A 23,844-nucleotide genomic window follows, 5' to 3' on the forward strand; every position below is an offset into this window, starting at 1 on the left:
ACGGGCCTGAGCAAGGCGGCCCGAGAGTGTCCTGTCCGGTCCGGGCCCTGCGGTGCGCAGGGCCCCAGCGAGCCGTCCGCCCCGTGCCGACACTCCGCACCGACACCCCGACCGACGGCAGGCGCCCGTCGGACGCACTCCGGGAGACGGCACACCGGGAGCGGGCCACGCATCGACCACGTACCCACCAGTAGGGAGCGCAGCAGCACATGAGCAGCACTCGCACTCTCATCCGCGGCGGTCTCGTCATCACCGCGGCGGACGAGGTCCACGCCGACGTACTGATCGAGGACGGTCGGATCGTCGCACTCGCCGCACACGGCTCTGCCGTCGCCGAGTCCTGGACCGCCGAACGCACGATCGACGCGGCCAACCGCTACGTCATCCCCGGCGGTGTCGACGCCCATACCCACATGGAGCTTCCCTTCGGCGGCACCTTCGCCTCCGACACCTTCGAAACCGGCACCCGGGCCGCCGCCTGGGGAGGTACCACCACCATCATCGACTTCGCCGTGCAGTCCGTCGGACACCAACTGCGCGAAGGGCTCGACGCCTGGTACGCCAAGGCCGACGGCAACTGTGCCATCGACTACGGCTTCCACATGATCCTCTCCGACGTCAATGAGTCATCACTGCGCGAGATGGACCGGCTGGTACAGGAGGGGGTCACCTCCTTCAAACTGTTCATGGCCTACCCCGGCGTCTTCTACAGCGACGACGGCCAGATCCTGCGCGCCATGCAGCAGTCCGCCGACAACGGCGGACTGATCATGATGCACGCCGAGAACGGCATCGCCATCGACGTCCTCGTGGAGCAGGCCCTCGCGGCAGGACGCACCGACCCCCGGTACCACGGTGAGGTCCGCAAGGCCCTGCTGGAGGCCGAGGCTACCCATCGCGCCATCCAACTCGCCAGGGTCGCCGGTGCACCGCTGTACGTCGTCCACGTATCGGCCGAGGAAGCCCTCGCCGAAATCGCCGTCGCCCGTGACAAGGGCCTGAACGTGTTCGGCGAGACCTGTCCGCAGTACCTCTTCCTCTCCACCGACAACCTTGCCGAACCGGACTTCGAAGGCGCGAAGTACGTGTGCAGCACACCGCTGCGCCCCCGGGAACACCAGACGGCGCTCTGGCGCGGGCTGCGCACGAACGACCTCCAGGTCGTCTCCACCGACCACTGCCCGTTCTGCTTCACCGGCCAGAAGGAGTTGGGACGCGACGACTTCTCGAAGATCCCCAACGGGCTGCCTGGCGTGGAGAACCGGATGGACCTCCTCCATCAGGCCGTGCTCGACGGACACATCACTCGCCGCCGCTGGATCGAGATCGCCTGCGCGACGCCGGCCAGGATGTTCGGCCTCTACCCCAAGAAGGGCACCATCGCGCCGGGGGCCGACGCGGACGTCGTCATCTACGACCCGCGACAGCAGCAGACGCTCTCGGCCGAGACCCACCACATGAACGTCGACTACTCCGCGTACGAGGGCAGGAACATCACCGGCCAGGTGGAGACCGTGCTCTCGCGCGGAGAGGTGGTCATCGACCGGCGCGAGTTCACCGGCCGCGCCGGGCACGGCCAGTACGTCCCGCGGGGCACCTGCCAGTACCTCGGCTGATCGCCGCCCGATCGGCCACCCCAGCCACGGACCGCGAGCACCGCGGAGCAAGGAGCCCTCGACACATGGACTTCGGACTCGTCCTCCAGACGGACCCGCCGGCATCGGCCGTCGTCGAGCTGATGCAGCGCGCGGAGCGCCAGGGGTTTACCCACGGCTGGACGTTCGACTCGGCAGTGCTCTGGCAGGAGCCCTTCGTCATCTACAGCCGCATCCTGGAGCACACCCAACGCCTGGTCGTCGGCCCCATGGTGACCAACCCCGGCACCAGGACCTGGGAGGTCACCGCCTCCACCTTCGCCACGCTCAACGACATGTACGGTCAGCGCACGGTCTGCGGCATCGGGCGCGGTGACTCGGCGATGCGGGTGGCGGGACGCAAGCCCAACACCCTGGCCCGCCTCGGCGAAGCGATCGACGCCATTCGCGATCTCGCCGAGGGACGTGAGGCGGAGGTCGATGGACAGCCGTTGCGAATCCCCTGGGTGAAGGACGGCAAGCTGCCCGTCTGGATGGCGGCGTACGGGCCGAAGGCGCTCGCACTCGCCGGGCAGAAGGCCGACGGCTTCATCCTGCAACTCGCCGATCCGTATCTGACGGAGTGGATGGTGAAGGCGGTGCGTGCGGCAGCCGCCGAGGCGGGGCGCGACCCGGCGTCCATCAAGGTCTGCGTCGCGGCTCCTGCGTACGTCGGCGACGATCTGGCGCACGCCCGTGAACAGTGCCGCTGGTTCGGCGGGATGGTCGGCAACCACGTGGCGGACCTGGTGTCCCGCTACGGTGAGCACTCCGATGTGATCCCGGAGGCCCTGACCGCGTACATCAGGGAGCGGCACGGCTACGACTACAGCCACCACGGTCGCGCCGGCAACCCGTCCACGGACTTCGTCCCCGACGAGATCGTGGACCGCTTCTGTCTGCTCGGTCCCGCGGAGGCGCACATCGAGAAGCTGAGGGTCCTGCGGGATTTGGGCGTCGACCAGTTCGCCGTGTACAACATGCACGACGCGAAGGAAGCCACGATCGACGCCTATGGCGCGCAGGTCATTCCCGCACTCAACGGCTGATCCTCCCGGGCGTAGCACCGCCGGTGGGCGTACCCTTCCCCGCGGTCGCTCCGCCCGGCAGCAGTGACGGGTGGGCCGAGCACCGTGTGCGGCGGTGGACTCACCAGACGGGCCGCAGTGGCGGGATCGACTCCCCGGCGAGCGTCCGGATGATGGCTGCGAGCTCGGCGCGCGGAACCTCCAGGCCGACCTCGTGGAGCTGCTTGGTCAACTGGGCCTCCAGTCCGTGCAAGACCCGGCCGGCGACGGCCAGATGCTCCTTCGCCTTGGTGGTCAGGACGACGAGCTTGCGTCGACCACCCGCGGGGTGCGGTTGGCGTTCGACGTACCCCCGCTTCTCCAGGTCGTCGATGATCTGGCCCGCGGCCTGCTTGGTGACCCCGAGCTGCTCGGCGAGCTCGCTGCTTGTTGCCCCGGGACCCTGAAGCACCTGGAAGACCAGGCCGTGCATGGGGCGGAGCTCGGCGTATCCGGCTGCGTCCAGGCGGCTCACGAACTCGGAGAGGACCAGCTGGAAGGCCATTCCGAGCAGGAAGGTGATCTCCGTGGGCTCAAGTGGGTCGTGGGTCTCCATCGGCTCATCTTGACACACGCCTATAAAGTGGCTTTACTCACTGCAAGTAAAGAAGCTTTACACAGGAGGTTCCATGTACGTGGTCAGTGAGACCGAGCAGCGGACGACCACCACGCCCGCCGGATCGATGTTCGGTCTGGCAGGTCCCAGTCAGGGCAGTGCCGAGGTCAGCACCTGGCGCGTGGAGCTTGAGGCCGATGCGTCTACTCCGGTGCACATCATCGACCGCGAGCAAGTGTGGATGCCCCTGTCGGGCGAGTTCGAGGTCGAGGTGGACGGCAAGACCGAACAGGTCAAGGCCGGACAGGCGCTGATCCTCTCCGCCGGGGCGGTTCGGCGGCTCACGGCCGTGGGCAGCCCCGCCGAGGCGTTGGTCGCCATGGTCGTCGGGGGCAAGGCGATGCTGCCGGGCGGCGAGGCCAAGATTCCGCTGCCCTGGGCGGAGTGACATCCCTCCCCTGACCGGCCCGACCAGGCCAACCCCCGATGGATCTGGTCGGGCCGTTCGCTGTCCAGGACCTGTGCTGCTCCCCGAACGCGAGCGCGAAGCCGGGGAAATCCAACATCAACCGCAACTCCATCGAGGACAGTTATGAACCCCGAAGTCAGTAGCGGGCGCCGCCGGGCGATCCTGGCTCTGCTCGCCGTCACCGTACTGATCGTGGTCATGGACCTCACGATCATCAACGTGGCGCTCAACCCGATTCAGCAGAGCCTCGATGCGACCAACGCCGAACTCCAATGGGCTCTCGACTCCTACTTGATCACCTTCGCGGCCTTCCTGTTCACCGGCGGTGTGTGCGCGGATCGATTCGGCCGTAAGAAGACCCTGATCGTCGGACTCATGGTGTTCGGCATCAGCTCGGTCCTGGGCGCGTACGCCGGCACCGTCACGGAACTCATCCTGTGGCGCGCTGTCATGGGCGTGGGAGCGGCCGTGGTGCCCACCGTCACGCTCGCGATCATCCTGAACGTCTTTCCGCCGATGGAGCGCCAGAAGGCCATCGCGGCCTGGGCAGCGGCAGCCGGAGTGGCCTTCGCCGTGGGGCCGGTGCTCGGGGGTCTTCTGCTTGAGCAGTTCTGGTGGGGCTCGATCTTCCTCATCAACGCCCCGCTGATCGTGGCGGGCATTGCCCTCATGCTGTGGCTCGTCCCCGAGTCCAAGAACCCTTCCCCCGCCAAGTTCGACCCCATAGGTGTGCTGCTGTCCATCGTCGCGGTGGCTCTGCTGGTCTACGGCATTGTGATGGGGGGCGAGGACAATGAGTGGCTGAGCGCCGGCACGCTCGGGGCCATTGTCGGTGGCGTGGCGCTGCTCGCACTCCTCGTGGTGATCGAGGCCCGGATGGCGGCGCCGTCGCTGGATGTCAGTCTGTTGCGCAACTCCCGCTTCTCGGCGGGTTCGGCCGCCATCGCGTTCTGCTTCTTCGCCCTCATCGGCGCCATCTTCGTGACGCAGTTCTACTACCAGGCCGTGCTCGGCTTCTCTCCGATGGAAGCCGGTCTGTTGATGCTGCCGATGGGGGTGGGCTCGATGGTGATGTCGGCCCGATGCCCCAAACTCGTGATGAGGTTCGGTCCGCGCGCCGTGGTGACCGCGGGCTCGGTCGTCATGGCGCTCTCCTTCGTGATCATGAGTCAGTTCACGGCCGATACGCCGACCTGGCTGTTGGTCGTGGCGCAGTTGGTCTTCGGCCTCGGCTGGGGCTGCATCATGGCGCCGGCCACGGCCTCGTTGATGTCCGTGGTGCCCCCGGTCAAGGCCGGTGCCGGGCAGGCGGTGTCACAGACGATGCGTCAGGTCGGTGGGGCCCTGGGGGTCGCGGTCATCGGCAGCATCCTCGGGGTGGTGTACCGCTCCGACATGGAGAAGTCGGTGGAAGTGCTTCCGGAGGCCCTCCGCGAGGAAGCGGCCGGGTCGATCGGCGGGACCCTGCGGGCGGTTGATGCCGCACAGCTCGGTGATCGGGCTCCCGCGCTGATGAGCGACGCGGTCGACGCCTATCTCTCGGGGATGGAGGTCACCATGCTCGTGGCAGCGGCCTTCGCCCTGCTCTCCGCTGCCGTGGCCCTGCGCTGGCTCCCGAAGACCGCGCCGAAGCCGCCCATGCCGCCCGCCCCCCAACCGGCTGCGAAGGCTGCCGATACGCCGGGTGCGCGGGCCTGATGGCCATGTGACCCCCCTGTGGCACGAGGGTGCCCGCCGGTACGTACACCGGCGGGCACTCTTGTGTCCGGAGACTGGGGGGAATCGTCACAGAGATTTCACAGCCAGGGTTCACGGCGCGTAGTCATGACTTTCCGTTACTGCGTTATGGCACCGTTAAATGCTGGCGAATGCGGCGGAATCAAATACTCCGAATTCATTGCCTTAACCAAGAGTAAAGGTCCTTGACTTAGTCTCTTCCTCGTACGTAGTGTCTGCGTGGCTGGCAGTTCGGCCTAGTCTCCATGGATGCCGCCACAGCTTTCGTTCGGACGAAAATCCTTCTTCTGCCAATAATTCATTTCCTAATGTGGGCGCTCGGCGCCCGGCGTCGTTAGGACGGGGGTAAGCGGTGTCATTGCGTGATACCGAAGGGACGGCGATCGGTGGCCCGGTGACGCCTGAGGGCGTTGCCGTGTGGCTTCGTGATCGGGTGGCCGCGCTGGTGGGTCGGTCGACGGGCGAAGTGGGTGACGATGAGCTGCTCGCCAGGTTGGGGGTGGACTCGATGCGTGCCACGGCCCTGATGGCGGAGCTCTCTCGTGAGCTAGGAAGACATCTTTCACCTGCGCTTATGTGGTCTCACCCGACCATTGGAGCGCTGGCTGCCAGGGTGGTGATGGGTGAGGCCGCCGAGGCGGCCGGCGCAGTGAGGCGCCCGATGGGTCGAGGTGATCGCCGCCAGGACGAGGTCGTTGCGGTCGTCGGCATGGCGTGCCGCTTCCCTGGTGCCGGCGATATTGAATCTTTCTGGCGGCTGTTGGAATCCGGGGTTGATGCGGTAAGTTCCGTTCCTACTGGAAGATGGGACACGCGTCCTCCCGGCAGCGAAGATCACGTGGCTTCCGGTGATATGACGACGATGGCAGCCGGATTCCTCGATGGTCAAATAGATGAATTCGATCCGCTCTTCTTTGGGATTTCCCCGCGGGAAGCCCAGGAAATGGACCCCCAGCAACGATTGTTCCTTGAAGTCGCCTGGGAGGCATTGGAAGACGCCTCCATCGCTCAGAGTAGTCTCATGGGCACCGACACCGCAGTGTTCGCCGGGGCGATCTGGCACGACTACGCGGACCTCGCTTGCGGCGATCCAGCGAGCCTGTCCTCGCACTCGGCCACCGGGCGGGCGCTGAACATGGTCGCCAACAGGCTGTCCTACGTCCTCGGGCTCCGCGGCCCCAGTGTCGTCCTCGACTCCGCGTGCTCGTCCTCGCTTCTGGCCCTGCACCTCGCCTGCCAGAGCATCGTGAGCGGTGAGTCCTCGATGGCCATCGCCGGGGGAGTCAACCTGCTACTGAGTCCCGAGACCATGGTGTCCCTCAGCAGGTTCGGCGGTCTGTCCCCGGACGGCCGTTGCAAGGCCTTCGACGCGCGGGCCGACGGCTTCGGCCGTGGCGAGGGATGCGGGGTCGTCGTCCTCAAGCCGTTGACCAGGGCGCTCGCCGACGGCGACGACATCTGGTGCACGATCCGCGGTACCGCTGCCAACAACGACGGCTTGAGCAACGGACTCACCGCGCCCAACCCGGTGGCGCAGGAAGAGGTGCTGCGAACTGCCTACCACCGCGCTCGGGTGGCACCGGACGAGGTGCACTTCGTCGAGACGCACGGCACGGGGACCGCGCTCGGAGACCCCATCGAAGCCATGGCGCTGGGCGCGGTCCTCGGCACAGGGCGGGCGGAGGACCGCCCGCTTCGCATTGGTTCGGTCAAGACCAACCTGGGCCACTTGGAAGCCGCGGCCGGAATCGCCGGCTTCATCAAGACCGCCTTGACGCTCAAACACCGCAAGGTACCGCGGAACCTCCACTTCGACACCCCGAACCCGCACGTTCCCTTCGATGACCTGCGGCTCAAAGTGCCCACGGAGACCGAGCCATGGCCTGCCACGGGCCCTGCGTACGCGGGTGTGAGTGCTTTCGGCTGGGGCGGTACCAACGTCCACGTGGTGGTCGAGGGCCATCGGGAACCGACCCCCGTCGTGCTGCCCGATGTCACCGCACGAGGCATTCTGGGACGGCCCCGGGTCGCCTTCGTCTGCTCGCCGTACGGGCAGCAGTGGGTCGGCATGGGACGCAATCTCTTCCGTACCGAGCCGGTCTTCCGGTCCGTTCTCATGGAGTGCGACCGGGAACTCATGCAGTACACCGGGTGGTCCCTGGTGGAAGAGCTGTTCCTGACCGAGGAGTGCGCCCGCACCGATGACGTGGGCGTCATGCAGCCCATCGTCTTCGCGATCCAGGTAGGGCTGGCCACTTGGCTGGAAGCCGCCGGAGTCCGGCCAGGTGCCGTCGTCGGCCACAGCCTCGGGGAGATCGCCGCGTGCGTGATCGCGGGTGTGCTCGACCTGCCGGACGCCGTACGACTGGTCCACCACTACAGCGATCAGCAGCGCCGGGTGGCCGGCTCCGACCGGGGCATGGCCGTCTTCGAACTCTCGGCAGTCGAACTGGAGGAACGTCTGGCCCGCTCGCCCTCCTCGGTGTGCGTCGCCACCCGCAACGGACCGCGCAGTACGGCACTGGCGGGCGATCGCTCGGAACTGGAGGCGCTCGTCGCCCAACTGAAGACCGAGGGGGTGCTGTGCGCCATGATCCGTGTCGATCTGCCCGCCCACACCGCCGCCATCGACCCGATCACGGCCGATCTGGAGCGTGCCATCGAAGGACTGACCGGGAAGCCAGGTCGCATCCCCGTCATCTCCTCCGTGACCGGACAGCCCCTGGACTGGCGGGACGTCGGCCCGGCGTACTTCGTCCGGAACCTGCGCGAGCAGGTCCGGCTCGCCGACGCGACGGCCCATCTGCTCAGCGAGAAGTTCGATGTCCTGGTGGAGATCAGTGCCAATCCGGTGCTCGCCTCCGCCCTACAACAGAGCGTTGAGGACTCCGGCAGGACCGCGACCGTCATGACCACGATGCGACGCGACGCGGACGATCGCACCGGACTGGTCGAGACACTGACGGCGCTCGCGCGGCTCGGGACGGCGGTACGCCTGCCGGGCGCGGACGCCGAGCCGGTCGGCGAACTGTTCACCCTGTCGGCCAAGTGCCCCGAGGCACTGCGCGACCTCGCCGGCCAGGTGGCCGAACGCCTGACGTCATCCGGTTCCGACCCGGGCGACAGGACCGGGGGACTGCCGGCCCTGGCACAGGAGGCCCTGCGCAGGGGCCACCATTCCCATCGACTCGCGCTCCCCGTGCGAACCGAGACGGAACTCGTCGAGGCCCTGTCGGCTCACGCCCGCGGTGAGAACCACCCAGCACTCCACACCACGGGCACAGCCGCGCAGAGCAGGCCCAGGGTCGCGTTCGTCTTCCCCGGCCAGGGTTCCCAGTGGATCGGCATGGGCAGGGAACTCATCCGCAGCGAGCCGGTGTTCCACGCGGCCATCCGCGCGTGCGACACGGCAGCACGCGCCCATGTCGGCTGGTCGATCGAAGCCGAGCTGACATCCGGCGACACCGACCTGATGGTCGACCGCATCGATGTCGTCCAGCCCGTTCTCTTCGCCGTCGAAGTCGCGCTGGCAGCCCTGTGGCGCTCCTGGGGCGTGGAACCGTACGCCGTGGTGGGACACAGCATGGGAGAGGTGGCCGCGGCCCATGTCGCCGGCGTGCTGGGCATCGAGGACGCGGCACGGATCATCTGCGTGCGCAGCCGCCTGCTCCGCCGCACCAGTGGACTGGGCGCGATGCTCGCCGTCGAACTCACCGTTGACCAGGCGCGGGAGGTCCTCGTGGGCAGGGAGGACAAGGTCTCCGTCGCCGTCAGCAACAGTCCGCGCTCCACGGTCCTCTCCGGCGACCGCGAGGTCCTGGCCGAGATCGCCGGACAACTGGAACGCGGACAGGTGTTCTGTCGGTGGGTCAAGGTGGACGTTGCTTCCCACAGCCCCCAGATGGACCCGCTGCGCCCGGACCTCCTGGCAGCCCTGAAGGGCATCGCCCACCACCCGGGGACCGTACCCGTCTACTCGACCGTCACTGGAGCCGTCCTGGACGGCACCCAGTTGGACGAGAACTACTGGGCCGACAACCTCCGTGAACCGGTCCTCTTCGGCGCCCAGGTGGCCCGTCTCGTACGGGAAGGGGTGCACGCCTTCGTCGAGATGAGCCCCCACCCCATCCTGCTCCCCGCGGTCGAGCAGGTCGCTGCGGAGAACGGTGGCGCAGCGACGGTGATCCCTTCGTTGCGCAGGAACGAGAACGAGCGGGACACGCTACTCGCCTCCCTCGGCAGGCTGCACGTACTGGGGGCGGCGACGCGTGTCGACCGGGCGGTGACCCCCGCTCGGCGCGGCCGGCGACTGCCTCCCTACGCATGGCAGCGGGAGCGCTTTTGGCACGAGCGGTCCGACCGGGCACCTCGCTCGGGTGCCGGACTCGTACCGCGTCGTGGACTGCTCGGTGAACGGATCGACTCGGCCGTACAACCGGGCACCCACTACTGGCAGATGGAGTTCGTCGCCGATACCGCCGACTTGGGCGACCACCGGATCGGCGGGGCCGCCGTGATGCCCGGTGCGGGATTCGTCGAGATGGCCCTCGCGGCTGCCGGCCAGGTGTGGGACGGCCCCGGGCACGTGCTGTCCGACGTGCTCTTCCAGCAGGCGATGGTCCTTTCTCAGAGCCGACCCACACGGGTTCAGGTGGTACTGGAGGGGACCCAGGAACGGGAAGCCCGCATACGCTTCTTCGTCCCGGAGGACAACGGTCCGGTCTGTGTCGCCCAGGCGTCGCTGTCCACGGCCGACTCCGGCCGACGAGCCGAACCGACCGACATCGAACGCCTGGCCGGGCGGATGGCCCAAACGCTCGAAGGATCCGACTACTACCGGGCGCTGGCCGCCTGCGGTCTCGACTACGGCCCTGCCTTCCGCGGCATCCAGGACATCGCGCGCAACGACGACGAGGCCCTGGCGAGGATTCGTCTCGACACCCGGCCCGAGCTCCCCGGCACCGGCTACCTCGTCGCCCCGGCACTGCTCGACTGTGCCTTGCAGTCGGCCCTGGCACCGCTCCTCGACGGTGAGTGGCGGGCATCGGGCGGCTTCCTCAGTGAAGGCATGGGGAGGGTGACCGTCCACGCGGCCCTCCCCGACGAGATGTGGGCACACTCCACCTGCCGTGCCACCGCAGACGGTCAACGCGAAGCCGATGTCCGGGTGTACGGCCCGGACGGCACTCTGCTCATCGACGTGACCGGTCTGCGCATCGTGTTGCTGCGGTCCGTGCCCGTCCTGGCCGCGCGGCCCGGGGCGATCGCGACGGACGGCCAGGTCCCGCTCGCTGCCACGACCGGTGGACTGCGCGCGACCATCGCCGCGCTGCCGAGCGGTCCCGAGCGGCGCGCCGCCCTGGAATCGGCGGTGCGGGAGAACGTCGCGCAGGTGGTGCGACTGCCCGCGCGCAGGGTCGAGACGGACCGCCCGCTGAAGTCCCTGGGAATCGACTCCTTGATGTCCCTGGAGCTGCGGAACCGGCTGGAGGCGGTCTTCGGGATACCTCTGTCGGCCACGCTCATCTGGAACTACCCGACCGTTCGTGAGATCGCCCCCTTCCTGGCGGAGAAGCTGTGCCTGGAGCTGGACGACGCGATCGTGCCCGCCGAAGGGTCCCCGCCCGCCCCGGGGGAAGGCGCACGCGGCGGTACCGGTCCGCAGCCGGCCGCGGGGACCCCAGAGGAACTGCTCGAACGTGAACTGGCCGAGCTCAACGAGCGGATGGAGACCATCTGATGAGCGGCACACCGGGCCCGACGACGAACGCGGCGACAGCCGCAGCGGACGCCACCGTCACCCATGCCCTCGCGGCCGTACGACAACTGCGCGGCAAGCTCGACGTACTGGAACGCGCGAAGCGGGAAGCCATCGCCATCGTCGGGATGGGCTGCCGCTTGCCGGGTGGCGTGTCGTCGCCCGGGGCCTTCTGGAAGGTGGTCTCCGAAGGAGTCGACACCATCGGGGAGATCCCGGAAGAACGTCGGGAGCTTCGCGGGCGAGGCGGTGCGTCGGCGCAGGACGGAGTCGCTCCTGTGTACGGCGGGTTCATCGAAGGCGTCGACCGTTTCGACCCCTACTTCTTCGGCATATCGCCGCGCGAAGCGGGCCGAATGGACCCCCAGCAGCGGCACTTCCTCGAAGTGGCCTGGGAGGCGTTGGAGGACGCCGGGCTGACCCGGGAGGAACTACGGGCCAGCGAAACCGGTGTCTTCGTGGGTGCCAACGCCTCGGACTACCTCCAACTCCAGGTCCAGGACGTCACCGCGATCGACGACTACACCGTGGTCGGCGGAACCAACTGCATCATCTCGAACCGCCTCTCCTACCTGCTGGACCTGCGCGGGCCCAGCCTGACGGTCGACACCGCCTGCTCCTCCTCCCTCGTCGCGGTGCACCTCGGCTGCCAGAGCCTGCGCACCCGGGAATGTGACACGGCGGTGGTCGGCGGCATGAACCTGATCCTGTCGCCCAACATGGCCCTGGCACACGCCAAGGGGTTGCCGCTCGCCCCCGACGGCAGGTGCAAGACCTTCGACGCGCAGGCGAACGGATACGCCCGTGGTGAGGGCGTCGGGACGCTGGTGCTCAAGCGGCTCTCCGACGCCACCGCAGACGGCGACCGGATCTGGGCCGTCATCCGCGGCTCGGCCGTCAACCAGGACGGTCTGACCAACGGCCTGACCGCCCCCAACGGACTGTCGCAGCGCGCCGTGATCAAACAGGCCCTCCGCAACGCCCGCATCGAGCCGTCCCAGGTGACGCTGTTGGAGGCGCACGGCACGGGAACGGAACTCGGCGACCCGATCGAGGTGGAAGCGCTCAGCGCGGTCTACGGTGATCCGAGCGGGGGAGCGTCCCCGTGCGCCCTCGGCTCGGTGAAGACGAACATCGGCCATCTGGAAGCCGGCGCTGGCATGGCCGGACTGATCCGGGCGGCGCTCAGCATCCACCACAGCGCCATCGCCCCGCATCTGCACCTGTCGACCGTCAACCCACACATCGACCTCGACGGGACCCGGCTGTCCATCCCGACCTCCCTGCGTACCTGGGAGGTTCCCGACGAGCGGCGCCACGCGGCGGTCAGTTCCTTCGGCGCGGGCGGTACGAACGCCCATGTGATCCTCGGCCCGGCTCCGGCGGACACCGATGGCGAAGCGGCGAGGAACCCGTCCGAGGAGGGCCCCTGGCTGTTGCCGGTGTCCGCGGCCACGGCCGACGCACTGGCGCCCATGGCGCGGGCCTACCGCGACCACCTCCTCTCGTCCGAGGGCCGTGCTCAAGACTTCGCGGACCTCGTCCATACGGCCACGGTCCGCCGCACCCGTCACCAGCACCGACTTGCCGTGGTGGCCGGATCGCATCAGGATGCGGCGGCCCGGCTGACGAACTGGCTGGAGGGGGAGGAGCCGGCCGGAGCCGTCACGGGTCACGCCGGAAGCTCCGTGGCGGACGGAGTCGTCTTCGTCTTCCCGGGCCAGGGGTCCCAACGAGCGGGCATGGGTCGGGAACTGCTGGCGGTCTGCCCGGTGTTCCGGGCTGCGGTGACCGAGTGCGATGACGCCATGCGCCGCTGGCTCGGCGGACGTTCGATCATCGACGAGGTCATGAGGATCGACGAGGCGGCGACGCTCGACCGCATCGATCTGATCCAGCCTGCGCTGTTCGCCCTCGCCGTGGGTCTCGCGGCGCGATGTCGCTCCTTCGGCCTGGAACCCGACGCGGTGGTGGGGCACAGCATGGGAGAGGTCGCGGCGGCCCATGTCGCGGGAGCGCTCACCCTGGAGGACGCCGCCCGCATCATCTGCCGGCGCAGCGCCCTGCTCCGCCGCATCAGTTGCCAGGGAGCGATGCTGGTCATCGCCCTGCCGCTGGACGAGGCGGACCGGCTCATCGAGGGATGCCGCGACGAGGTGTCCGTGGCCGTCAGCAACAGCCCCACGTCGACGGTGCTGTCAGGTGATCCGGGGACTCTCGTCGACCTGGCGGAGGAGCTGCGCGGGCGCGGGGTGTTCTGCCGACCGGTGAAGGTTGACGTCGCCTCCCACAGCCCGCAGGTCGATGTGCTGCGGGACGAACTCCTCGCGGATCTCGCCGACCTGCGACCCCAGCTCTCCCGCATACCCATCCTGTCGACGGTGACGGGAACGTGGTCCGACGGCTCGGAGTTCGACGCGGACTACTGGATGCGCAACCTCCGGGAGCCCGTCCTGTTCTGGGATGCCGTGCAGGGCCTCATCAGCCGGGACCACGGAGTGTTCCTGGAGATGAGCCCGCACCCCGTCCTGCTGTCCGCGGTGGAGCAGGCCTTCGACGTCCGTGAGCGGGACGGGCTCGCCTTGCCGGCCATGCGGCGCGATGAGCCGGAGACCCACGGGACGTTGGAGATCCTCGGTGCACTGCATGTGCACGACATCCCGGTGAACCTGCCCGTACCGATGCGGGGGCGCTCGGTTCCGCTACCCGGTTACACGTGGCAACACGAACGGTTCTGGTTCCGTGACACCCGTGCGAGAAGCACCGTCGCCCCATCCGCGCCCGCACGGGGGGCGGACTCCCCACGGCCGCAGCCGACGGCCCCGCGCAGCCAACCGGCGGTGCTGCTCGACCGACTGCTGCCCACCACTGGCGCCGGGCGGCTGACCATGGTCCTCGCCTTCGTGCGCGACGCGGTGGCGGACGTCCTGGAGATGGCCCCGGAGCGCATCGAAGCGGACGCGGGCTTCTTCCAGATGGGCATGGACTCGATGCTCGCCGCCCGCGTCAGGGTCCGGCTCGAATCCGGGTTCGGACGCAAGCTGCCCGCGCCCATCATGTTCGAGCACCCCTCGGTGGGGGCGCTCTCCGCCCATCTGCTCGGACTCGCGGAGCGGTTGCTGGGCACGCCGACGGCCCTGCCCGACCCCGTGCCAACGCCCTCACAGCCCCCGCCCAACGAGGCCCGGGCCAGGGAGGCAACCGTTCCCTCGCGCACTGTCCTGCCCGACACGGACGCCATGGGCGATCTCCCGGAAGACGAACTGCTCGCCCTGCTGGCCGAAGAGGTCCGCGCGTCGACCCGTACCGCAGGAGGTTCCCGATGACAGACGACGGTGCGGAACGGCAGTCCGTCCTCGCCCAGAGCGTGCGCGAGATACGCAGGCTGCGCGCCGAACTCGACGAAGCGGAACGGGCGAGGACGGAGCCGATTGCCATCGTCGGCATGGGATGCCGGATGCCCGGGGGCGCCAACAGCCCAGGGGCCTTCTGGGAGTTCCTGGACAGCGGCGGAGACGGCACCGGAGAGATACCCGCCTCCCGTTGGGACGTGGAGGGCTTCTACGACCCCGCCCCCGACGCACCCGGGAAGATGTCCACGCGACGAGGAGGCTTCCTGAACCAGGTCGACCAGTTCGACCCGGCGTTCTTCGGTGTCTCCCCCCGGGAGGCCGCCGCCCTCGACCCCCAGCAGCGTCTGCTGCTGGAGGTGAGTTGGGAGGCGCTCGAACACGCAGGCCAAGCACCGGCCGGACTCATGGGCTCGGACACAGGGGTCTACTTCGGGGTCACGACCTACGACTACATGCAGGCACAGATGCAACAGGTCGACCCGGTCGACCTGGACGCCTACGGACTCACCGGCAACGCGTCCACCTTCGCCGCCGGCCGGCTCTCCTACTGGCTCGGGCTCAACGGCCCCAGCCTCTCCGTCGACACCGCCTGCTCGTCCTCCCTGGTGGGAGTGCACCTCGCGTGTCAGAGCCTGAGATCGGGGGAAACCGACCTGGCCCTCGCCGGTGGCGTGAACGTGCTGCTCGCACCCGAGTGGTTCGTCGTGGCGTCCCAAGCGCACATGCTCGCGGCGGACGGCCGCTGCAAGACGTTCGACGCGCGCGCCGACGGCTACGTGCGCAGCGAAGGCTGCGGAGTCGTCGTACTGAAGAGACTCTCCGACGCCCGTGCCCACGGCGACCGGATACTCGCACTCGTCCGAGGATCAGCCGTCAACCAGGACGGGCGCAGCAGCGGAGTAACCGTGCCCAACTCCGCCGCCCAACAGGCCGTGGTCCGGCAGGCCCTGCGAGCGGCGTCCGTGGAGCCGGCACAGGTCGACTACGTGGAGACGCACGGCACGGGAACCCCGCTCGGTGACCCGCTTGAGCTGCGCGCCCTGGACGCAGTGCTCGGGAACCGCGGCGCGGCAGGCCCGCTGCTCGTCGGATCGGTCAAGACGAACGTCGGCCATCTGGAGCCCGCCGCGGGCATCGCAGGCCTCATCAAGGTCGTGCAGTCCATGCGGCACGAGCGCATACCGCCGCACCTGCACCTGTCCGAGGTCAACCCGGAGATCGGCATCGAGGACCTGTCCCTGGAGATCCCGACGCGCGGAGTGCCGTGGCCCCGCGGCGAGAAGGTCCGCATCGCCGGGGTGAGTTCCTTCGGAGCCAGCGGCACGAACGCCCATCTCATCGTCGAGGAGGCGCCCGCAGAGCCCGCGCCGGAAACGCCGGCCTCCGTGGAGCGCACCGCGCAACTCCTCACGCTCTCCGCCAAAAGTCCCACCGCGCTCACCGCTCTCGCCGCCAGCTACGGCGAACGCCTCGCGACCGCCACGAACGCCGAACTCGCGGACATCTGCCACACCGCGGCCACGGGCCGGTCCCACTTCCCCCACCGGCTCGCGGTGACCGCTTCATCCGTGGAGGAGATGGGACAGCGGCTGGCCGGATGCGCCGCGGGCGATCAGCCGGCGGGCAGCCGCCGCGGGCACGTCACTGCGGTGTCCGATCCGCGGGTGGTCTTCCTCTTCACCGGACAGGGCGCACAGTACGCGGGCATGGCTCGCTCCCTCTATGCGACCGAACCCGTCTTCCGACACGTCGTCGACCACTGCGCCGAGGTGCTGCGCCCGCTGACGGACCGCCCCCTGCTGTCCGTGCTCGACCCCGTGCCCGAGGACGCCGACCTCATCCACGACACGTGCTGGACGCAACCGGCGCTGTTCACCGTCGAGTACGCACTGGCCCAACTGTGGCGCTCCTGGGGCATCGAACCCTCCGCCGTACTCGGACACAGCATCGGGGAACTGGTGGCGGCCTGTGTCGCCGGTGTGCTCGACGTCGACGACGCTCTGCGGCTGGCCGCCCGCCGAGGACGGCTGATGCACGAGCTCACCCAGGAAGGGGCCATGGCCGCGGTCTTCGCGGCACCGGAGCAGGTGGCTTCCGCGCTGGAGCCCTACGCGGCGGAACTCTCGATCGCGGCGATCAACGGACCGCAGAGCGTCGTCGTCTCGGGAACCGAAGGAGCCGTGGGCGCCCTGCTGTCGGTCCTGGCCGGACAGGGCGTCCGAGCGAAGCGGATGGCCACCAACCGGGCCTTCCACTCACCCCTGATGGAGCCGGCACTCGACGCCTTCGAACGGGAGGCGGCCGAAGTGACCTTCCGCGCCCCCCGCATCCCGCTCATCTCCAATGTCACCGGGCAGCCCCTGACGGGGGAGCGGGCATTCACGGCCACCTACCTGCGCGAACACGCGCGTCGAGCCGTCCGCTTCCACGACGGCATGACCACCCTGTACCGGCAGGGCTACCGGATCTTCCTGGAGCTGGGGCCCGCTCCCACCCTGAGCGGCCTGGCCAAGCCCTTCCTGACGGCCGGATCGGGTGGCACGGACGAAACCGGGCAGGGCAGTGACCGTCCGCCGGTCTTCCTGCCGTCGCTGCGCCCGCGCCAGGACGACTCGCGGGTTGCGCTGGACAGTCTGGGTGCCCTGTACGCGCTGGGCGTGGTCGTCGACTGGGCGCAGTACGACGTGGGTCGCGGCCGACGCCTCGCGGAACTGCCCACGTACCCCTTCCAGCGGAGCCGGTACTGGTTCAAGGCGAGTTCCCGAGCTCTGCCCGCCGCGGGAACCGCTCTGCCGTCGGTGGCCGGTCCGTCACGGACGCTGCTCGGTGAGCGGGTGCCGTCCCCGCTGCCCGCGGTGCAGTTCTCCGCCCGGATCGGCGCCGATGCACACCCGTGTCTGGGCGACTGCGTGATGGACGGACTCCCGGTCGTCAACATCGGCGTCTACCTGGAGACCGCGTTCGAGGCGGCCCGGGAGCTGTACGGCACGGGGCCGGTGCAGGTCGAGGACTGCCTGGTGCTCCAGAGCATGATCCTGGAGCCCGGCGAGCAGGCTGACGTTCAACTCGTGGTCGATCGGGACACCGTCGGTCAGGAGCGGTCCACTTTCCGGTACTTCGCCGCCGGACGCCGGGGCGACGAGGCAGCACCGTGGGCCCTCCACGCACAGGGCCGCATCGGGCCGGCCCGCGCGGTGACCGGGGCCGTGGAGGACCTGGACGCCGTCCGCAGTCGGCTCACCACCGAGACCACCGGAGACGACTTCTACCGCCGCATGTGGCGGCGCAAGCTCTATCTCGGCCCCTCGGCGCAGTGGGTCGAACACATCCACACCGGTGGGGGCGAGGCGCTCGCCCGCATGAGGTCACCCCGACCGGGGGAGTCCGATGCCTACCGCTTGCATCCCGGGCTGACGGACGCCCTGTTCCAGACCCTGTTCGCCTGTCTGCCCCCCGAGAGTCCTCCCGATGCCACGTACATGCTGGTGGGCATCGACCGCTTCCTGCTGCACGGCCCCGGTGACACCGGTCCGACGTACTGCCGGGTGAGGCTGCTGCCGTCGTCGGACCCCAACTCCGTGCTCCTCGCCGAAGCCCGGCTGTACGACGACCGGGGTCGACTGCTGGCCGAGGCGGACGGGGTGTGTCTGAGGCGGGCGGAGCGCGATCACCTGCTGCGCGGCAACGCGCGGGAACCGCAGCACGTCGAAGGGAGTGCGCGGCAGCACACCGCAGCGGCGGCCGATGTCGCCTCCGCAACGCCCCAGAGCCCCGGAGAGGTCCGGGACTTGCTGGTGCGCACCGTGGCCAGGGCTCTCGGCGCCGCCGAAACAGAGCTGGACGTCCACGAGCCACTTCAGAACCTCGGCCTGGATTCGCTGATGGCCTTGGAGGTGAAGGAGGCACTCTCCGTTGGACTGGGCATCTCCCTACCGCTGGTGATCTTCCTGGACGGCCGTAGTGTTCACACGCTCGGCACGGAGATCCTCGGTCTGCTCGGCCGGGACGCCTACGACGAGACCCCCGAAACGGACGGTGGGCCGATCCCCGAGGGCGGCCGACTCCCCGTACTCGTCCCGGACGACGCCGCTCGGCACGACCCCTTCCCGCTGACGGATCTCCAACAGGCGTACCTCGTGGGACGGTCGAGCGCCTTCGAACTCGGCAACGTCTCGACGTACTTCTTCATCGAGGTCGATGTGGAGGGCGTCGACGTCCCCCGACTGACCGGTGCATTCCAAGCGATGGTCGCGCGCCACGACATGCTGCGCGCGGTCATGACGGAGGACGGCCACCAGCGGGTGCTGGCTGACGTCCCCCCGTACGAGGTGCGCACCACGGACCTGCGCTCTCGCGGCGAGCAGGAGCGCGACCGAATCCTCCGGGAGATCCACGAGGACGTCAGGGACCAGGTCTTCGACACCACGAGCTGGCCGCTGTTCGACGTCCGGGCCACACTCGTCGACGAAGGGCGCACCCGGCTGCACATCGGCCTCGACGCGCTGATCATCGACGCATGGAGCACCTCGCTCCTGTTCCGCGAATGGGCCATCGCCTACCGCGAAGGCGCCGCAGTGCTCCCCGAGGTGCCGATCACCTACCGCGACTACGTAGTGACCGCACGGTCCATCGAGGGCACGGAGCTGCACGCCGCCTCCCTCGCCTACTGGCGCGGGCGCGTGGAGTCGCTGCCGCCCGCACCCGAACTGCCCCTGGCCGAAGACCCCGCTACGCTCGACCGACCGGCCTTCACCCACCGCTCCGACCGGATAGCGGCAGAGGACTGGGGGCGGTTCAAGAAGTACGCGGCGGCGGCCGGCGTCACACCCTCGGCGGCCCTGTGCACCGCGTACGCGCAAGTCCTCGCCGCCTGGAGCAAGACCAGCCGGTTCACCCTCAACGTCCTCTTCTTCAATCGGCTTCCCCTGCACGCGGAGGTCGGCAGCGTGGTGGGGAACTTCAGCGCCACCACCCTCCTGGAGATCGACAGTGCGGCGACGGACGGCTTCGCCCTGCGCGCGGACCGGGTGCAGAGACAGCTGTGGAACGACCTCGAACACAGCCATGTGAGCGGGGTCGAGGTGTTGCGCGAACTCCAGCGGGTCCGGGGCGGCGCCGGACGGGCCGCCATGCCGGTGGTGTTCGCCAGCACGGTCAACTTCGCCGCCAAGGAGGACTCCGCGGCTGCCACGGGCCTCGCCCAGCATCTGACGGCCCTCGGACAGGGCGGCCGTGAGGTCTCCAGCTCCATCCGCACCCCCCAGGTCTGGCTCGACCACCAGGTCGTGGAGGATGCCGGTGCGCTGATCGTGAACTGGGACGTCATCGAGGAGATCTTCCCCGAGGGCATGATCGACGCCATGTTCGCGGCCTACGTGGACGTCCTGCGCGGTCTGTGCCACGACGAACGGTCCTGGCAGCGCCCGGCCCCCGTCCTGGTACCCGAGACCGACCTGATGCAGCGGCAGGTCGTCAACGCGACCTCCGCCCCACTGCCCCCCGGCCTCCTCCACGAGCCGTTCACCGAACAGGCGCTCGCCCACCCGGAACGCACCGCCGTGATCGCGGTCGACCGCACCCTCACCTACGGGGAACTGGACGTCCGCACCGAGCGGCTGAACACCTGGCTGCGCCGCCACGGCGCGCGCCCGGGCGTGCTCGTCGGCATCGTCATGGAGAAGGGATGGGAACAGGTCGCCGCCACGATCGGCGTGCTGAAGTCAGGAGCGGCCTATGTGCCCATCGACGCGGACATCCCGCCGGAGCGCCTGGGACTGCTGCTGGAGCGTGCGGAGATCACCCTCGTCCTGACCCAAAGTCGAGTGGCGGAGCGCACCGCCTGGCCGGAGGGAACCCTGCGGCTGAGCGTCGACGGGCCCGCGGCGGACTCGGTGGACGCCGATCCCCGCGAGCCCTCCACTGCCCGCCCCGACGATCTGGCCTACGTCATCTTCACCTCTGGGTCGACCGGCACTCCCAAGGGCGTGATGATCGAGCACCGCGGTGCCCTCAACACCGTGCTCGACGTCAACGAGCGCTTCGGCATCACCGAGGAGGACCGGGTACTCGCCCTGTCGGCGCTCAACTTCGACCTGTCCGTCTACGACGTGTTCGGCATCCTCGCCGCGGGCGGCGCGATCGTACTGCCGGAGCCCCAAGCCCATCGGGAGCCCGCACGTTGGGCCCGGCTGGTCACCGATCACCGGGTCACGCTGTGGAACAGCGTCCCCTCGCTGATGGAGATGTTCGTCGAGCACCTCTTGGGCGAGGGACACCGCGACACACCGCCACTGCGCACGGTGATGATGAGTGGGGACTGGATACCCGTCACCCTGCCCGATCGCATCCGCGCCCTGGTGCCCGACGCCGCGGTGTGGAGCCTGGGAGGTGCGACCGAGGCATCCATCTGGTCGATCGTGTACCCCGTCGGCGAGGTCGCCCCCACCTGGACGAGCGTCCCCTACGGCACGCCCATGCGCAGCCAGCAGTTCCATGTGCTCAACGAGGCCATGCAGCCGTGCCCGGTGTGGGTGCCCGGCCACCTCCACATCGGCGGGGCGGGTCTCGCACGCGGCTACCTCGGGGACGAGGCCAAGAACCGCCTCTCGTTCCTTCGCCACCCCTCCACCGGCGAACGGCTCTACCGGACCGGTGACCTGGGGCGGTACCTGCCCGACGGCAACATCGAGTTCCTTGGCCGGGAGGACTTCCAGGTCAAGGTTCAGGGTTACCGCATCGAACTGGGCGAGATCGAGGCCGCGTTGTTGCAGTGCCCCGCAGTGCGCGCTGCCGTCGTGTCAGCCCTGGGCGATCCCCGCGGGGCCAAACAACTCGTCGCGTACGTCGTACTGGACGAGGGGCACGATCCGCTCGATGCGCCGGGAGCGCTGCGGGAAGCACTGGGAAAGACACTGCCCGCGTACATGGTGCCCCAGCACCTCCTCGTACTGGACGAACTACCGCTCACCGCAAACGGCAAGGTCGAGCGGGCCGCACTGCCCGCCCCGGGCGCCCGTCCCGATGACGATGCGACCACCATCGCGCCGCGGGACGTGGTGGAGCGGGAACTCGCCAACATCTGGGCGGAGTTCTTCCCCGATGCTTCCATCGGGGCGCACTCCGACTTCTTCGCACTCGGAGGCAACTCCTTGCTCGCCGTGCGCCTCATGGCGCTCGTCCACACCCGCATGGGCTGCTCGATCCCCCTGTCCACCCTCTTCGCCCGTCCGACGATCGCCCTGCTCGCAGAGGTCGCCCGGAACGCCGGCACCACGGTCCGACGCACGACCCTCGTGCCGATCCGTACCGAGGGCAGCAGGCCACCGCTGTTCTTCGTGCACCCGGTGGGAGGCGATGTCCTCTGCTACGCCGAGCTCTCACAACTGCTGGACGACGAGCAACCGTTCTACGCCCTCCAGGTGCCCGACGGAACCGTGTCGACCACGGTTGAAGAACTCGCGGGCCAGTACGCCAAGGCCATCAAAGCAGTCGTCCCCGATGGTGCCCTCAGGCTGGGAGGCTGGTCCATGGGCGGTGTCGTGGCCCTGGAGATCGCCCGACAACTCGGCGCTGCGGGGCGTGCGGTGGAGAGCCTGTCCCTCATCGATCTGATGGAAGCGCCGGGACCCACGGACGACGGACACATCGATGACGCGGTCCTGCTGTCCTGGTTCGCCCGTGATCTCGGCGGACTCAACGACAGGCCCTGGGAACCCGGCGCCGAGTTCTTCCGCGGGGTGGGGGACCACACCCGGGCCCTGGAAGTGCTGCACGCCGAGGCACGCCGACTGTCGGTGCTGTCGGACGACATCGACGTACAGACCCTCGGCGCCATCTTCGGACGTTTCGCCCGAAACTACCGGGCCCTGCTCAGCCACCGGCCGGCACCCTACGAGGGCCCGGTCCGCTTCTTCCGGGCCGTGGACGGTGCCACCGAAGAGGTGGTGGCTGCCTGGCGGGAACTGCTCCCGCCCGCCTCGCACGTCGTCGAGCTTCCCGGTGACCACTACGCCGTGATGCAGCAACCGCAGTTGAGCCGGCTGGCGGACGCACTGAATGCCTGGCTCGACGACTCCTCCACGACCCTCACGCACCCACGACCCAACGACGAAGGACACCAGCGATGACCCTCCGTTTCGGCGCGTTCATCCCGCCGTTCCACTCGCTCGACGAAGACCCCACGACCGCGTTCTGGCGAGACCTGGACCTGATCGAGTGGCTGGACGTGCTCGGCATCGAAGAGGCGTGGGTGGGTGAGCACCACTCCGGTGGCTGGTCCACCGTCAGTTCACCGGAGCTGTTCCTCGCCGCCGCCGCAGAGCGGACCCGGCGGATCAAACTCGGTACCGGCGTGGTCAGTCTGCCGTACCACCACCCCCTCACCACCGCGAACCGAATCGTTCAACTCGACCACCAAAGCGGTGGGCGGGCCATGTTCGGCATGGGCGCAGGGGTGTCGCCCGCGGACGCGCACATGATGGGCATCGCGGCCGGCGACCAGCGGCGCATGATGGGGGAGTCCCTCGACGCCCTGGTGCAACTGCTGACCGATGACGAACCGGTCACCGTGAAGACCGACTGGTTCGAACTACGGGATGCCCGCTTGCACCTGAGGCCCCGTACGAAGCCGTGCTTCGACATGGCCGTCGCCAGTGCCGGCTCCGAGAGGGGTATGCGGCTGGCGGGTCGGTACGGCCTGTCCTCGCTCACCTTCGCCGGACGACCGGGGATGGAGGAGCCGCCGCTCGCCCGGTTGTGGGCCGCGGCGGAGGACGAAGCCACCAAGTACGGCAGGAGCGTGGACCGGGCGAAATGGAGGGTCGCCATCTGCGTGCACATCGCGGAGACCCGGGAGGAGGCCCTCAGCCAGGTCCAGGACGGAATGGCCCGTTGGTTCCGCGAGTACGTCCGCGACACGGTCGGCGCAGCCGCGACCCTGCCGGAGGGGCGGGAAGCAGAGGTGGCGGTGGAGACGCGTACGGCCATCATCGGCTCGGTGGACGACGCCATCGAAGCGATCCAACGAATGCTCGACGAAAGCGGCGGGTTCGGCACCCTGCTGGTCAACACCCAGGACTGGGCCACGCGGGAGCAGACCAAGAGAAGCTACGAACTGCTCGCCCGGTACGTCGCACCGCACTTCACCGGTGCTCTGGAGAGCCGGCGGGCATCACAACGATGGGTCTCGGAACGCCGCAACGACTTCGCGGCCCAGGCGCGCGAGGCCGCCTCGCAGTCCTCGTCCGGCCGATAGTCCTCAGCGGGAGGTTC

9 protein-coding genes are annotated in these 23,844 nt (G+C 68.9%); 8 read left to right on the forward strand and 1 reads right to left on the reverse strand.

Annotation, left to right across the window (positions count from 1 at the left end):
• Window positions 1–209 precede the first annotated feature (209 nt).
• Entirely contained in the window at window positions 210–1,616 is a 1,407-nt protein-coding gene (gene hydA, locus OID54_RS30430) for a dihydropyrimidinase (protein ID WP_329024736.1), read from the forward strand.
• Between the two features lie 65 nt (window positions 1,617–1,681).
• Window positions 1,682–2,683: a TIGR03842 family LLM class F420-dependent oxidoreductase gene (locus OID54_RS30435; protein WP_329024738.1), complete on the forward strand. Its 1,002-nt coding sequence runs from the start codon at window positions 1,682–1,684 to the stop codon at window positions 2,681–2,683.
• A gap of 100 nt (window positions 2,684–2,783) precedes the next feature.
• On the opposite strand, the gene OID54_RS30440 is transcribed toward OID54_RS30435, so the two are convergent.
• On the reverse strand, window positions 2,784–3,257 hold the full coding sequence (locus OID54_RS30440) for a MarR family winged helix-turn-helix transcriptional regulator (protein WP_329024740.1): 474 nt from the start codon (window positions 3,255–3,257) through the stop codon (window positions 2,784–2,786).
• A gap of 73 nt (window positions 3,258–3,330) precedes the next feature.
• Between OID54_RS30440 and OID54_RS30445 the strand changes: the two genes are divergently transcribed.
• From OID54_RS30445 to OID54_RS30470, 6 genes are all read left to right on the forward strand, one after another.
• Window positions 3,331–3,705, forward strand: coding sequence for a cupin domain-containing protein (locus OID54_RS30445; RefSeq protein WP_329024742.1), 375 nt, complete (start codon window positions 3,331–3,333; stop codon window positions 3,703–3,705).
• A 144-nt stretch (window positions 3,706–3,849) separates the two neighbouring features.
• Window positions 3,850–5,424: an MFS transporter gene (locus tag OID54_RS30450; RefSeq protein ID WP_329024744.1), complete on the forward strand. Its 1,575-nt coding sequence runs from the start codon at window positions 3,850–3,852 to the stop codon at window positions 5,422–5,424.
• Between the two features lie 505 nt (window positions 5,425–5,929).
• On the forward strand, window positions 5,930–11,203 hold the full coding sequence (locus OID54_RS30455; RefSeq protein WP_443055802.1) for an acyltransferase domain-containing protein: 5,274 nt from the start codon (window positions 5,930–5,932) through the stop codon (window positions 11,201–11,203).
• Complete coding sequence (locus tag OID54_RS30460; RefSeq protein WP_329024746.1) at window positions 11,203–14,547, forward strand: type I polyketide synthase; 3,345 nt, start codon at window positions 11,203–11,205, stop codon at window positions 14,545–14,547. Before OID54_RS30455 ends, OID54_RS30460 begins: the two co-directional genes overlap by 1 nt.
• Entirely contained in the window at window positions 14,544–22,700 is an 8,157-nt protein-coding gene (locus tag OID54_RS30465) for a non-ribosomal peptide synthetase/type I polyketide synthase (RefSeq protein WP_329024748.1), read from the forward strand. Before OID54_RS30460 ends, OID54_RS30465 begins: the two co-directional genes overlap by 4 nt.
• Window positions 22,697–23,827, forward strand: coding sequence for an LLM class flavin-dependent oxidoreductase (locus OID54_RS30470; RefSeq protein ID WP_329024750.1), 1,131 nt, complete (start codon window positions 22,697–22,699; stop codon window positions 23,825–23,827). The genes OID54_RS30465 and OID54_RS30470 overlap by 4 nt, the downstream gene beginning before the upstream one ends.
• Window positions 23,828–23,844: the final 17 nt, after the last annotated feature.

The sequence above is a fragment of the Streptomyces sp. NBC_00690 genome (genome assembly GCF_036226685.1).
In the GTDB taxonomy this organism is placed as follows: Bacteria; Actinomycetota; Actinomycetes; order Streptomycetales; family Streptomycetaceae; genus Streptomyces.